11 protein-coding genes and 1 riboswitch are annotated in these 13,995 nt (G+C 67.6%); of the genes, 3 read left to right on the forward strand and 8 right to left on the reverse strand.

Going from position 1 to position 13,995, the window contains the following annotated elements:
* Positions 1–137 precede the first annotated feature (137 nt).
* The gene (locus U4Z64_RS34770) at positions 138–509 is read right to left on the reverse strand and encodes a nuclear transport factor 2 family protein (protein ID WP_321822404.1); all 372 of its coding nucleotides are present in this window, start codon (positions 507–509) and stop codon (positions 138–140) included.
* A 230-nt stretch (positions 510–739) separates the two neighbouring features.
* Complete coding sequence (locus U4Z64_RS34775; RefSeq protein WP_321822405.1) at positions 740–1,744, reverse strand: AraC family transcriptional regulator; 1,005 nt, start codon at positions 1,742–1,744, stop codon at positions 740–742.
* A 136-nt stretch (positions 1,745–1,880) separates the two neighbouring features.
* Here U4Z64_RS34775 and U4Z64_RS34780 point away from each other — a divergent pair, with 136 nt between their 5' ends.
* From U4Z64_RS34780 to U4Z64_RS34790, 3 genes are read left to right on the forward strand one after another with little or no spacing between them, the layout of a single operon-like run.
* Positions 1,881–3,554, forward strand: coding sequence for an acyl-CoA synthetase (locus U4Z64_RS34780; RefSeq protein ID WP_321822406.1), 1,674 nt, complete (start codon positions 1,881–1,883; stop codon positions 3,552–3,554).
* A 27-nt stretch (positions 3,555–3,581) separates the two neighbouring features.
* Positions 3,582–4,349, forward strand: coding sequence for a 3-hydroxyacyl-CoA dehydrogenase (locus U4Z64_RS34785; protein WP_124488497.1), 768 nt, complete (start codon positions 3,582–3,584; stop codon positions 4,347–4,349).
* An 18-nt stretch (positions 4,350–4,367) separates the two neighbouring features.
* Positions 4,368–5,558, forward strand: coding sequence for an acetyl-CoA C-acetyltransferase (locus tag U4Z64_RS34790; protein ID WP_124523171.1), 1,191 nt, complete (start codon positions 4,368–4,370; stop codon positions 5,556–5,558).
* A gap of 88 nt (positions 5,559–5,646) precedes the next feature.
* Here U4Z64_RS34790 and lipA read toward each other — a convergent pair whose 3' ends face one another.
* From lipA to U4Z64_RS34820, 6 genes are all read right to left on the reverse strand, one after another.
* Positions 5,647–6,621, reverse strand: a complete 975-nt coding sequence (lipA, locus tag U4Z64_RS34795; protein ID WP_415750624.1) for a lipoyl synthase — start codon at positions 6,619–6,621, stop codon at positions 5,647–5,649.
* Positions 6,622–6,624: 3 nt separating this feature from the next.
* Positions 6,625–7,743, reverse strand: coding sequence for a glycine cleavage system aminomethyltransferase GcvT (gene gcvT / locus U4Z64_RS34800; RefSeq protein ID WP_321822407.1), 1,119 nt, complete (start codon positions 7,741–7,743; stop codon positions 6,625–6,627).
* A gap of 162 nt (positions 7,744–7,905) precedes the next feature.
* Positions 7,906–9,162, reverse strand: a complete 1,257-nt coding sequence (gene glyA, locus U4Z64_RS34805) for a serine hydroxymethyltransferase (protein ID WP_321822408.1) — start codon at positions 9,160–9,162, stop codon at positions 7,906–7,908.
* A gap of 93 nt (positions 9,163–9,255) precedes the next feature.
* Positions 9,256–12,135: an aminomethyl-transferring glycine dehydrogenase gene (gcvP, locus tag U4Z64_RS34810; RefSeq protein ID WP_415750625.1), complete on the reverse strand. Its 2,880-nt coding sequence runs from the start codon at positions 12,133–12,135 to the stop codon at positions 9,256–9,258.
* Positions 12,132–12,614, reverse strand: a complete 483-nt coding sequence (gene gcvH / locus U4Z64_RS34815) for a glycine cleavage system protein GcvH (protein WP_321804205.1) — start codon at positions 12,612–12,614, stop codon at positions 12,132–12,134. Before gcvH ends, gcvP begins: the two co-directional genes overlap by 4 nt.
* Before the next feature lie 121 nt (positions 12,615–12,735).
* Positions 12,736–12,822: riboswitch (glycine riboswitch) on the reverse strand.
* 192 nt (positions 12,823–13,014) lie between these two features.
* The gene (locus tag U4Z64_RS34820) at positions 13,015–13,938 is read right to left on the reverse strand and encodes a LysR family transcriptional regulator (protein WP_059534474.1); all 924 of its coding nucleotides are present in this window, start codon (positions 13,936–13,938) and stop codon (positions 13,015–13,017) included.
* Positions 13,939–13,995: the final 57 nt, after the last annotated feature.

A 13,995-nucleotide genomic window follows, 5' to 3' on the forward strand; every position in this document is an offset into this window, starting at 1 on the left:
AGAACCCCCGCCCGAAAGGCGGGGGTTTTTGCATTTGCAGCGCAGAAATGCGCGATCTCAGCGAATGTCAGGACGGCCGATCGATCAGATCGGATCCCGGAGTCCTGCAGTTTGCCGATTTGCAGGCATGTCGCAGTTCAACCGATCTGCGATCCATGTCCTGCGACGACACGCCAGCCGCTGCCCGATCGGCGCCACAGGCGCGTGTAGGCGAACGTGCCGTTGAATGCGGTGCCGTCGAAACAACCGGCAAGCATGGCCTTCGTCGTGGTGAGGATCATCTCGCCGATCGCTTTTGCCTGCGTTTCCCGAATATCGAGTGTGTCGAGACGCAGCAGTTTCGCGCGATGGGCGGTCAGATCGTCGTGCTTCGAGATGACCTGCCCACTCGGAACGGTGAAGACCAACTCGTCATCCAGCAACGTGTCCAGTGCGTCGACGCCGTTGGCGAGCATTGCCGCTCGAAGTGCGGTTTCATAGGGTTCGATGACTGCACGAACGGTATCCATATCGGGGCCTCGCATCAGTTCGAAGGATCAGGATTCCACGGATGGTCGGCGGGCGTGCCGCGGTGCCGACAAACGGTACGGTGGTTGCGGGTTCGCAGCCGAATCGACTGCATGGCCGTCGAACGAGCAACAATCGCCGCCTCAAGCAGAGGAACACGGTTCTTCCATACCTTGCATGACGGCCGCACCCGTCAGCGCGCTCGCACCGAGCGTGGCGCCCGCGCCGCAATTCAATGCTCCGCCTGCGCCCCGTTGACTTCCCGCCGAAACGCCCCCGGGCTCGTCCCCGTCCATTTCCGGAACGCACGATGAAACGCGCTGGGCTCGGTAAAACCGAGTTCCGCCGCGATTTCCGCGACGCTGAGCGTGTGTCCGCGCAGCAGCGACTGGGCCAGCGCGCCGCGCAGTTCGTCCTTGATCGACGCGAAGCTCTGCCCCTCGCTGCGCAGGCGTCGCCGCAGCGTCGCGGGCGTCGTGCCGAGGCGCACGGCCAGCGTGTCGAAGTCCGGCCACTCGCTGGCTGGCAGCGCCTTCAGGCGTGCGCGCGTCTTCGCCACCCAGCCGGTGTCGTGTCGATAGCGCACGAGCAGGTTGCCGGGCGCGCCGCGCAGGAAGGTCTTCAGCGCCTGCGCGGAGCGGATCGTCGGCAGCGCGAGGTACGTGGCGTTGAACGCGAGCCGGCTGTCGGGACGGTCGAAATGCACGGGCACACCGAAGAACTGGTGGTAGTCAGCGCGCTGGTCGGGGCTCGGGCACGCGAAATCGATGCGCTGCAGCGGAATGCGCCGGCCGATCAGCCAGCAGGCGACGCCGAGCAGGATCAGCCAGAACGTCCGGTAAGCGAACGCCGAATACGGTGCGCCTGCCTGCGTGAGGACGATCTGCGCCTGGCCGTCGGCGACCACGAGCTCGCCGTGCGGTTCGTCGAGCACGACACGCAGGAACTGCAGCGCACGCCGCAGCGCCTTCTCGAGCGTGCCCGCGTGCAGCACGGCATGGCACAGCAGCGTGAAGCTGCCGCGCCGCATCGGGCGGGCCGCGAGCCCGAAGAATTCGTCATCGATCGCGCTGGCGATCGCCAGCCACAACCGGCCGTACTGCTGCGGCGTGACGGGCTCGCGCACGGCGGCCGGCAGGCCGGCGGCATGCAGCACGGCCTCGGTCGACATCCGCCGCCGGCGCAGGCTCTCGAGCGCATCCTCGACGAAACCCGGCGAGATCATCTGTGGCCCCATTTTTTCATGCCCTCCAGACATGGCAAAAGCGATCACGATTCTAGATTCTGTTTGTCATTGATTGCAATGTGACGGCTGTCTACCATCATCGATATACCCCCGGTTCGCCGGCGGTCATAACGAACAGGAGACACGCATGCGTGATGGAGCAACCGCCCGGGTGGTGCCGGCCTACGCCGACGCCGTGGCCGGCTTCCGTATCGAGACTGCCGCCGCACAGCTGCACGGCGACCTGGAGCAGGGCCTGAACGCCTGCGTGGAATGCTGCGACCGGCATGCGGCGGCGGATCCGGATGCGATCGCGCTCGACTGGATCGACGTCGGCGGCCGGCACCGCAGCTTCACGTTCGCGCAGATGCAGGCGCTGTCGGCGCGGGTCGCGAACCTGCTGGTCGAGGAGGGCGTGAAGCCGGGCGACGTGGTCGCCGGCCTGTTGCCGCGCACGCCCGAACTCGTCGCGACGATCCTCGGCACGTGGCGCGCAGGCGCCGTCTATCAGCCGCTCTTCACCGCGTTCGGACCGAAGGCGATCGAGCACCGGCTGCGCATGAGCGATGCGCGTCTGGTCGTCACCAACATCGCGAATCGCGCGAAGCTCGACGAGATCGTGGATTGCCCGCGGGTCGCGACGGTGCGCGAGGCGGGCGACGCGCTGCCGGCGCGCGACATCGATTTCCGTGCGGCGCTCGACGCACAGTCCGCGCTATTCGAACCGGTGCCGCGCAAGGGCACCGACCTGTTCATGATGATGTCGACGTCGGGCACGACGGGCCTGCCGAAGGGCGTGCCGGTGCCGCTGCGCGCGCTGCTCGCGTTCGGCGCATACATGCGCGACGCGGTGGACCTGCGCGCCGGCGATCGTTTCTGGAACATCGCCGATCCGGGCTGGGCATACGGCCTCTACTACGCGATCACGGGCCCGCTGCTGCTCGGCCACGCCACGACGCTGTACGAGGGCGGCTTCACGGTCGACAGCACCTACGACGTGATCGAACGGCTCGGCATCACGAGCCTCGCCGGTTCGCCGACCGCGTACCGGATGCTGATGGCGGCCGGCACGGAAGCGGCATCGCGCCTGAAAGGGCAGCTGCGGGTCGTCAGCAGCGCGGGCGAACCGCTGAATCCGGAAGTCGTGCGGTGGTTCCACGCGGCGCTCGGTGCGCCGATCTACGATCACTACGGCCAGACCGAGCTCGGCATGGTCGTGAACAATCATCACGGGCTCGCGCACGTCGTCCATGCCGGTTCGGCCGGCCTCGCGATGCCCGGCTATCGCGTCGCGGTGCTCGACGACACCGGTCGCGAACTCGGCCCCGGCGAGCCCGGCAACCTCGCGATCGACATCGCGCGCTCGCCGCTGCTGTGGTTCTCCGGCTACTGGCAGCAGGACACGCCGGCCATCGCGGGCGGCTACTACCGGACCGGCGACAACGTCGAGCTCGAGGCGGACGGCACCGTGAGCTTCATCGGCCGCGCGGACGACGTGATCACGTCGTCCGGCTACCGGATCGGCCCGTTCGACGTGGAAAGCGCGTTGATCGAGCATCCGGCCGTCAGCGAGGCCGCGGTGATCGGTGTGCCGGACCCGGAGCGCACGGAGATCGTCAAGGCGTTCGTCGTGCTGTCGAAGGGCTTCGACGGCACGCCGGCGCTGGCCGACGAACTCAGCCAGCACGTGAAGCGACGGCTGTCGGCCCACGCCTATCCGCGCGCGATCGAGTTCGTCGACGCGCTGCCGAAAACCCCGAGCGGCAAGATCCAGCGCTTCGTGCTGCGCAAGATGGAAGCTGAGAAGGTCGCTCAATCCTGACTATCGAATACTGACTACGGACTGCGAATGAACATCAAGGATCGCGTTTTTCTGATTACGGGCGCCGGTTCGGGCCTCGGTGCCGCGGTGGCGCGCATGGTGGTCGCCGAAGGCGGCAACGCCGTGCTGCTGGACGTCAATGAAGACGCCGGCGCGAGCCTCGCGCACGAACTCGGCACATCCGCACGCTTCGTGAAGACCGACGTGACGAGCGAAGCCGACGGGCAGGCCGCCGTTGCCGCCGCGCGCGCCGCGTTCGGCCGCATCGATGCGCTCGTGAATTGCGCGGGCGTCGCACCGGGCGAGAAGGTGGTCGGCCGCGAAGGCCCGCATTCGCTCGAGCGCTTCGCGCGTGCGGTATCGATCAACCTGGTCGGCACGTTCAATATGATCCGGCTGGCGGCGGATGCGATGTCGAAACAGGACGCCGACGCGGAAGGCGAGCGTGGCGTGATCGTCAACACCGCGTCGGTCGCGGCGTTCGACGGACAGATCGGGCAGGCCGCGTATGCGGCATCGAAGAGCGGCGTGGTGGGCATGACGCTGCCGATCGCGCGCGAGCTCGCGCGGTTCGGCATTCGCGTGGTGACGATCGCGCCGGGCATCTTCGCGACGCCGATGATGGCCGGCATGCCGCAGGACGTGCAGGACGCGCTCGGCAAGAGCGTGCCCTTCCCGCCGCGGCTCGGCCGCCCCGACGAATTCGCGGCGCTGGTGCGCCACGTCGCCGAGAATACGATGCTGAACGGCGAAGTCATCCGTCTCGATGGCGCACTGCGCATGGCACCGCGCTGACACTGGAGGAATGCAATCATGACGACACAGGATCCGATCGTAATCGTCGGCGCGGCACGCACGCCGATGGGTGGTTTTCAGGGCGACCTGGCCGCGGCCAGCGCGAGCGAGCTCGGCGCGGTGGCGATCCGCGCGGCGCTCGAGCGCGCGAACGTGCCCGCGGAGCGCATCGATGAAATCGTGTTCGGCTGCGTGCTGCCGGCCGGCCAGGGTCAGGCGCCGGCGCGGCAGGCCGCGCTGAAGGCCGGCTTGCCGCTGGGTACCGGCGCGACCACGGTCAACAAGATGTGCGGCTCCGGGATGAAGGCCGCGATGTTCGCGCACGACCTGCTGCTGGCCGGATCGGCGGACGTGGCGGTCGCGGGCGGGATGGAGAGCATGACGAATGCGCCGTACCTGCTGCCGAAGGCGCGCGCGGGAATGCGCATGGGGCACGGCCAGGTGCTCGACCACATGTTCCTCGACGGTCTCGAGGATGCGTACGACAAGGGCCGGCTGATGGGCACGTTCGCGGAGGATTGCGCGCAGGCCTACCAGTTCACGCGCGAGGAGCAGGACGCGTTCGCGATCGCGTCGCTGACGCGCGCGCAACGCGCGATCGCGGAAGGGCGCTTCGTGTCGGAGATCGCGCCGGTGACGGTGAAGGCCGGCAAGACGGAAGCCGTCGTGTCGATCGACGAGCAGCCGGGCAAAGCGAAGCTCGACAAGATTCCGACGCTCAAGCCGGCGTTCCGCGAAGGCGGCACGGTGACGGCCGCCAATTCGTCGTCGATTTCCGACGGTGCGGCCGCGCTCGTGATGATGCGCCGCTCGGAAGCGGACCGGCTCGGCCTCGCGCCGAAGGCGGTGATCGTCGGGCATTCGACCTACGCGAACAAGCCGGGGCTGTTCGCGACGGCGCCGATCGGCGCGATCCGCAAGCTGTCGGAGAAAACCGGCTGGAACCTGCGCGACGTCGACCTGTTCGAGATCAACGAAGCGTTCGCGGTGGTTGCGATGGCCGCGATGCGCGATCTCGACCTGTCGCACGACAAGGTGAACGTGCACGGCGGCGCGTGCGCGCTCGGCCATCCGATCGGCGCATCGGGCGCACGCGTGATGGTGACGCTGCTGGCCGCGCTCGAAGCGTATGGGCTCAAGCGCGGCGTCGCATCGCTGTGCATCGGCGGCGGCGAGGCGACGGCGATCGCGATCGAGCGCGTCGCGTAACGCGCGCCGGGAGGACGCAGGCGGTCTGGTCCGGGGCCATACCGCCGCATCGGCGAAGCGCGTCACGCGCGCTTCGCCGAACCCGCCGTCATTCGACCGTTTCGCCTTTCGCCTGCAGGTCGGCGTGATAGGACGAGCGCACCATCGGCCCCGATGCGACCTGGCTGAACCCGAGCGCAAGCGCGCGCTGCCGCAACTGCGCGAATTCCGCGGGTGGAACGAAGCGCTTCACGGGCAGGTGGTGGCGGGTCGGCTGCAGATACTGGCCGAGGGTCAGCATGTCGACACCATGCGCGCGCAAGTCGCGCATCACCTGTTCGACCTCGTCGATCTCTTCGCCGAGGCCCAGCATCAGGCCCGACTTGGTCGGCACGTTCGGCGCCGCGGACCTGAATGCCTGCAGCAGGCCCAGCGAGTGCCGGTAGTCGGCGCCCGGCCGCGCCTCGCGATACAAGCGCGGCACGGTTTCCAGATTATGGTTGAACACGTCCGGCGGGGACGCCGCGAGCAGGTTCAGCGCGACCTCGTGCCTGCCGCGAAAATCCGGCGTCAGCGCCTCGATCCGGAGTGCCGGGTCGATCCCGCGTGCGGCGCCGATGCAGGCCGCAAAGTGTGCGGCGCCGCCGTCGCGCAGGTCGTCGCGATCGACCGACGTGATCACCACGTACTTGAGCTTCATCGCTGCGATCGTTTCGGCGAGTCGTGCCGGCTCGTCCGGATCGAGCGGAAGCGGGCGGCCGTGCCCGACATCGCAGAACGGACAACGCCGTGTACAGATGGCGCCCATGATCATGAAGGTCGCCGTGCCGTGAGCGAAGCACTCGCCGAGATTCGGGCAACCGGCTTCCTCGCATACCGTATGCAGCTTCTGCTCGCGCAGGACCTTCTTGAGCGCCATCACCTCGCGCGAGCCGGGAAAGGCGGCACGAATCCATTCAGGCTTGCGCGGCATGTCGGCCGGTTCGGTCGCGACGATCCTCACGGGGATGCGAGCCATTTTTTCGGCGGCGGAGAGCCGGGTTCCGGCGGCCATCGGCGTGCTGCGGGTATTCGTGTTCGCCATGGCTTACCCGCGGTAGTAGCGTTGCGCGACGAACGGGGTTCTCGCGACTTCCATCGGAACCGGTTTGCCGCGGACGATCGCATGCAGTGCCGTGCCCGGTGTCGCGAATTCGGCCGCGACATGGCCGATGGCCACCGGGCCGCCGTACGTCGGACCGAAGCCGCCGCTCGTCACCGTGCCGATCGAGCGCCCGTCGGCGTCGACGATGTCGGCGCCCTCGCGCACCGGCACCCGGTCTTTCACGACGAAGCCGACGCGTCTTCTTTTCACGCCCTCGGCGATCTGCCGCGCGACGACATCCGCGCCGGGATAGCCGCCGGCGCGTGCACCGCCAGGGCGTCGCACTTTCGAGAGGGCCCACAGCAGCCCGCCTTCGATCGGCGTGGTGCCGGTGTCGATGTCGTGGCCGTACAGGCACAGGCCGGCTTCGAGACGCAGCGAATCGCGCGCGCCGAGACCAATCGGCTCGACGGCAGGGTCGGCCAGCAGCAGGCGTGCGAGCGCTTCCGCCCGATCGGCCGGCACGGAGATCTCGTAGCCGTCCTCGCCGGTGTAGCCGGAGCGGCTGACCATGCACGCCGCGCCGGCCAGCTCGACACGCGTGCTTTGCATGAAGACCAGTTCGGCCAGGCGGGGCGCCAGGCGCGCCAGAATCGACGCGGCGGCCGGCCCTTGCAGGGCGAGCAGCGCGCGGTCGGCCAGCTCGACGACGTTACAGCGGTGGCCGATCCGTTCCCTCAGATGGCGGAGGTCGCGGTCCTTGCACGCGGCGTTGACGACCGCGATCAGCTCGGCGTCGCCGAGGCGGGTGATCATCAGGTCGTCGAGAATGCCGCCTTGCTCGTTCGTGAACAACGCGTAGCGCTGCATGCCCGGCGGGAGGTCGATCACGTCGACCGGCACCAGCGTTTCGAGCGCGGCGGCGGCATCCGGGCCCGACAGCAGCACCTGTCCCATGTGCGAGACATCGAACAGCCCGGCCTGCTCGCGCGTATGAAGATGCTCTTTGAGTATGCCGAGCGGGTACTGGACGGGCATTTCGTACCCGGCGAACGGAACCATCTTCGCGCCGAGCTCGACGTGAAGGTCGTGAAGTGGAGTACGAGAAAGTGGGTTCGTCATCGTTGTTCCGGATCAACAGGATTTTAGGAGATCGCGCGCGGCACAGCTTCGGAGTACGGAATGAACGACTGGAACGATCCCGTATCCGGAGGCGTGTCCCGTTCTCCGGAGCGACGTCGAAGTCGCTCCCGAAGAACGGTCAGGCAATGGCCCGAGCGGCCGTTACTTGCCGTATACCGGGAATGCGCCGCACAGTTCGGCGACGTGTCGCCGAACGCGGTCGATGACCGACGGGTTCTCGATATCGGCCAGGATGTCGCAGATCCAGCCGGCCACCGCGCGCGCTTCCGCTTCCCTGAAACCGCGGCTCGTCACGGCAGGCGTGCCGATGCGAATGCCGCTGGTGACGAACGGGCTCTGCGGGTCGTCGGGCACCGCGTTCTTGTTCACGGTGATGTGCGCGCGGCCCAGCGCCGCATCGGCCGCCTTGCCGGTCAGCCCCTGGCGGATCAGGCTGACGAGGAACAGGTGATTGTCCGTTCCGCCGGAGACGATGTCGAAGCAGCGTGTGACGAACGTATCGGCCATGGCCCGGGCGTTCGCGACCACCTGCTGCTGATGGATCCGGAACCCGGGCGACAGCGCTTCCTTGAACGCAACGGCCTTGGCGGCGATGACATGCATCAGCGGGCCGCCCTGGATGCCGGGGAACACGACGGAATTGAGCTTCTTCTCGATCTCCGGGTTCGTCCGGGCGAGAATCAGGCCCCCGCGCGGGCCGCGCAACGTCTTGTGGGTCGTCGTGGTGACGACGTCCGCGTGCGGCAGCGGATTCGGGTACGCGCCGGCCGCCACCAGGCCCGCGACGTGAGCCATGTCGACGAACAGGTATGCGCCGACGGCGTCGGCGATCTGCCGGAAGCGCGCCCAGTCCACCACGCGGGAATAGGCGGAGAAGCCGGCCGTGATCAGTTTCGGCCGGTGCGCGATCGCCAGCGCCTCGACCTGGTCGTAATCGATCTCGCCGGTTTTCGCGTTCAGGCCATACTGCACCGCACGGTAGAGCTTGCCCGAGAAATTCACATGCGCGCCATGCGTCAGGTGACCGCCGTGCGCGAGGCTCATGCCGAGAATCGTGTCGTGCGGCTCGAGCAGTGCCATGTAGACGGCGGCATTGGCCTGGCTGCCGGAATGAGGCTGCACGTTCGCGTAGTCGGCACCGAACAGCGCCTTTGCGCGATCGATCGCCAACTGTTCGACAACGTCGACGAATTCACAGCCGCCGTAGTAGCGCTTGCCCGGATAGCCCTCGGCATACTTGTTGGTCAGCACCGAGCCTTGCGCCTGCAGCACGCGCGGGCTCGTGTAGTTTTCCGAAGCGATGAGCTCGATATGGTCTTCCTGGCGAACGCGCTCGCGTTCCATCGCCGTCCACAGTTCGTCATCGAAGCCTTCGATCCGCATGTCTTTGCTGAACATTTTTCCTTCTCCTGGTATCGGTGCGGCGCGCACGTCGGGTGCGCGGCCGCTCAAGCAGGGTTGAGTGTCGTTACGAGTGGGTCGGCCGGCGCGTCACGATCGATACGCTTCCATCGGCGGACACGAACACACGAGGTTGCGGTCGCCGTAGACGTTGTCGACCCGCGAAACCGGCGGCCAGTACTTGCCGCCTGCCGTCGCCGCGACGCCGAGCGGATAGACGGCCTGTTCGCGCGAATACGCGTGAGGCCAGTCGCCCACGAGTTCGGCCGCCGTGTGCGGCGCGTGCTTGAGCGGATTGTCTTCGGCATCCAGCGTGCCCGTTTCCACGGCTGCGATTTCGGCGCGGATCGCGATCATCGCGTCGATGAACCGGTCGAGTTCGGCCTTCGATTCCGATTCGGTCGGCTCGATCATCAGCGTGCCGGCGACCGGGAAGCTCATCGTCGGCGCGTGGAAGCCGAAATCGATCAGGCGCTTGGCGACGTCGTCGACGCTGATGCCGCTGCTGTCCTTCAACGGCCGCAGGTCGATGATGCATTCGTGCGCGACGCGGCCGTTCGGCCCCGTATAGAGAATCGGGTAGTGTGGCGAGAGGCGCGCGGCGATGTAGTTGGCGTTGAGGATCGCCACCTCGGTTGCACGCTGCAACCCGCGCGACCCCATCAACGTGATGTAGGTCCAAGTGATCGGCAGGATGCTCGCGCTGCCGAGCGGCGCCGCGGACACCGCACCGATCCCCGGCACGCTGCCCTCCCGATGCCCGGGCAGGAACGGCGCGAGATGCGCCTTGACGCCGATCGGGCCGACGCCGGGGCCGCCGCCGCCGTGCGGGATGCAGAAGGTCTTGTGCAGGTTCAGGTGCGACACGTCGCCGCCGAACGCGCCCGGCTGGGCGAGCCCGACCAGCGCGTTCATGTTGGCGCCGTCGATGTAGACCTGGCCGCCGTGCGCATGGACGATGTCGCAGGCGTCGCGTACGCGGGCCTCGAACACGCCGTGGGTCGACGGATAGGTGATCATGATCGCGGCCAGCCGGCTGTCGTACCGGGCGGCCTTGGCGGCGAGGTCCTCGATGTCGACGTTGCCGTCATCGTCGCAATCGACGACGACGACCTGCATGCCGGCCATCTGTGCGGATGCCGGGTTCGTGCCGTGCGCCGACGACGGAATCAGGCAGATGTCGCGCCGTGCCTCGCCGCGGCTCGCGTGATACGCGCGGATCGCGAGCAGGCCCGCGTATTCGCCTTGCGAGCCCGCATTCGGCTGCAGCGACACCGCGTCGTATCCGGTGATCGTGCACAGCATTGCCTCGAGTTCCCGCGCCAGCACGCGATAGCCGTCGGCCTGTTCGGCCGGTGCGAACGGATGCAGCCGGGCGAACGCCGGCCACGTGATCGGTATCATTTCCACGGTGGCGTTCAGCTTCATCGTGCAGCTGCCGAGCGGAATCATCGTGCGGTCGAGCGCGAGATCCTGGTCGGCGAGCCGGCGCAGGTAGCGCAGCATTTGCGTTTCCGAATGGTGGCTGTTGAACGCCGGGTGCGTGAGGAAGGCGCTCCGGCGCAGCAGCGGGGCAGGCAACGCATCGGCGGTGGCGGCGTCGACGGCCGCGAAGTCGGGAACGGCGCGCCCTTCGGAGAAGATCGACCAGAGCGTGACGATATCGTCGGACGTGGTCGTCTCGTCGAGCGAGATGCCGATCCGGCGCGCGTCGATGGTGCGCAGGTTGACCCGGCGGGCCCGTGCCGCCGCGTGCACGGCATCGGTGCGACTGCCGCTGTCGACGGCGATGGTGTCGAAGCAGTATTCGGTTGGCACGGCATGGCCGAGCCGGCGCAGGCCCGCGGCCAGGATCGCGGTGAGGCGGTGGATGCGGCGCGCGATCGCGGTCAGTCCGTGCGGGCCGTGATAGGCCGCGTAGAAGCCGGCGATATTGGCGAGCAGTACTTGCGCGGTGCAGATGTTGCTGGTGGCCTTCTCGCGCCGGATGTGCTGTTCGCGCGTCTGCATCGCGAGGCGCAGCGCCGGGCGGCCGTGCGCGTCGATCGACATGCCGACCAGTCGTCCCGGCATCGTGCGCTTGAACGTGTCGCGCGTCGCGAAATAACCGGCGTGCGGGCCGCCGTAACCCAGCGGCACGCCGAAGCGCTGCGTGGTGCCGACCGCCACGTCGGCGCCGAATTCGCCCGGCGGCGCGAGCAGGGTCAGCGCGAGCAGGTCGGCGGCGACCACGGCCAGCGCGCCGTTCGCATGCAGGGTGCCGACCACGTCGCGGTAATCGTGGATGTCGCCGAAGGTGCCCGGATATTGCAGCAGCGCGGCGAAACAGCCGGTGGCGGACAGATCGCGGCGCGGATCTCCGACGACGATCTCGATGCCGAGCGGCTCCGCGCGCGTGCGAACGATCTCGATCGTCTGCGGATGGCAATCATGTGCGACGAAGAAGATCCGGCTGTCCGACCGGGCGAGGCGCCGGCAGAACGTCATCGCCTCGGCGGCCGCGGTGCCTTCGTCGAGCATCGACGCGTTGGCGATCTCGAGGCCGGTCAGGTCGGCGATCATGGTCTGGAAGTTGAGCAGCGCCTCCAGGCGGCCTTGCGAGATTTCCGGCTGGTACGGCGTGTAGGCCGTGTACCAGGCCGGATTTTCCAGCACGTTGCGCTGAATGACCGGCGGCGTGTGGGTGTCGTGGTATCCCATGCCGATGAACGAGCGGAACACCTGGTTGCGGCCTGCCAGTGCAGCCAGCCGGTCCAGCGCGTCGGCTTCGGTGCAGCCGGGAGGCAGGGCGAGCGGCGCATCGCTGCGGATCGCCGCGGGGACGACCTGCTTCACCAGCTCGTCGACGGAGTCCACGCCGAGCACGGCCAGCATCGCGGCCTGTTCGTCTGCATCGGGGCCGATGTGGCGGCGGACGAACGACTCGCGCTGCGCGACGGAATCGAATGCGTTCATGGCCGTCTCCGTCATTCGCCGATATAGGCGCGATACGCGGCGGCGTCCATCAACCCGGTCAGCTGCTCCGGGCTGTCGATGCGCATCCTGAAGAACCAGCCGTCGCATTCCGCCGAATCGTTGACGAGGCTCGGCGTGTCGCCCAGGGCGGCGTTCGCTTCCAGCACGGTGCCGGACACCGGCATCTTGACCTCGCCGGCGGCCTTGACCGATTCGACGGTGGCGGCCTCGTCGTACTGGGCAAAGGCGTCGCCTTCGTTTGGCAGTGCGACATAAACCAGATCGCCCAGCTGCGATTGCGCGTGGTCGGTAATGCCGACGGTGGCGCTGCCGTCGTCTTCGACGCGCAGCCATTCATGGGATTCGGTGTATCGGACCTCGCTCATATGCTCTCTTCCTGACAGGGTTGCGTTGAGTGATGCGGCACACGCAAGCCGGAAGTGCACGGGCGGGAGGATGATCGACGAGTCGGCATCCGGACGAGACCGGGGCATTCCAGGCTGCGTGCCTGATGCCCCCTCTGTCCGTTTGCCTGAGAGATTGCGCGCCCCGGCGGGGCGCTTCTCCTTCGGCGAGGCTTGGTCGACGACCAGAGGCCTACTCTCCAGAGCGCTAATCGATGCGTCAGTCCTTTTGCCTGAGAGTTTCTGGGGCGATTCCCCTTCGGCGCCGCCGGACGGCGGTCTCTCCTGACACATCCCGATAGCTGGCGACAATCTAGTCGCACGCCCGCGGCGGTGTCAACACCTCGTTCGACTGCCCATGCGGCGAGGCAGATGCCGCGGCACGGCGCAGGCGCGCCGAAAACGGCGCGCGGCATGGCGGAGCAAGGCCGCGCCGCGATCGCGGCCGGTCGATACTTCGGTGGAGACCGAAATGAATATCCGATATCGACTATCTGTCCGCCGGCGGGGGGCGGTTGCCCGACTGGGCCATCAGGTCGTCGAGGAACGCGCGAAGCACGGTCGGCTGTGCGGCGCCGCGACGCGTGATCGACGAGAACGGCCACGCGGACGTGAGCTGTTCCGCGGCGAGCTGGCGCATCTGGCCGGCGTCGACCCACTGTCTCGCGTAGTGCCGCGGCAGAAAGCCGATATACGCGCCCGTCAGGATCAGGATCGCCTGTGCCTCGACATTGTCGACGGTCGCGGCCGCGCTGCCGCTCTCGAGCAATTGCAGGTCGCGCTGCTGCAGGAACGCGCGCGCGACCACCTGGCTTTGCCGGACGCGCTCGATCAGCGCGTCGCCGGTGGCGTCGGTCGAGAACAGCGGATGGTAGCGGCTGCAGTAGAGGCCGTCGGGCTCCTCGTACAGCTGCGTGTAGGACAGGCCGGCGACGGTGAGCGGGAAGTGGCCGATCGCGAGGTGCAGCCGCCCGTCGAGCACGCGCTCCTCGAGCTCGGCCGGCGTGCCGATGTAGATGTCGAGCTGGACGTCGTGACCGCGCGAGACGAACCGGCGCAGCGCGAGCGGCAGGATGCTGTCGGTGTCGGTGACCGTGTTGTCGATGATGCCGAGATGAAGCCGGCCCGAGATGCGCTGCTTGAGCGCATGTGTGTCCATGCAGAACGCTTCCACCGCGAGCGCGAGGCGCTGCGCGGATTCGTAGGTTGCGACGCCGTGTTCCGTCAGACGAAAGCCGCTGCGGCCGCGTTCGCACAATTTGACGCCGAGGCGCGTTTCGAGGCTGGTCATCTGCTCGCTGATGGTCGACTGGCTCACGTTCAGCGCGGCCTGCGCGGCGGAGAAACCGCCGCATTTCACGATGGTCATGAAAATCCTGAGCAGTTTCAGGTCGATGTCCTGCAGCTGTTTCACGTTCCGTTCTCCTCCGTCCGTCACATCGGAATATCCGATATGGACATCTGATGCCTG

It is taken from the genome of Burkholderia sp. BCC1996 (genome assembly GCF_905339955.1).
Taxonomy (GTDB): Bacteria; Pseudomonadota; Gammaproteobacteria; order Burkholderiales; family Burkholderiaceae; genus Burkholderia.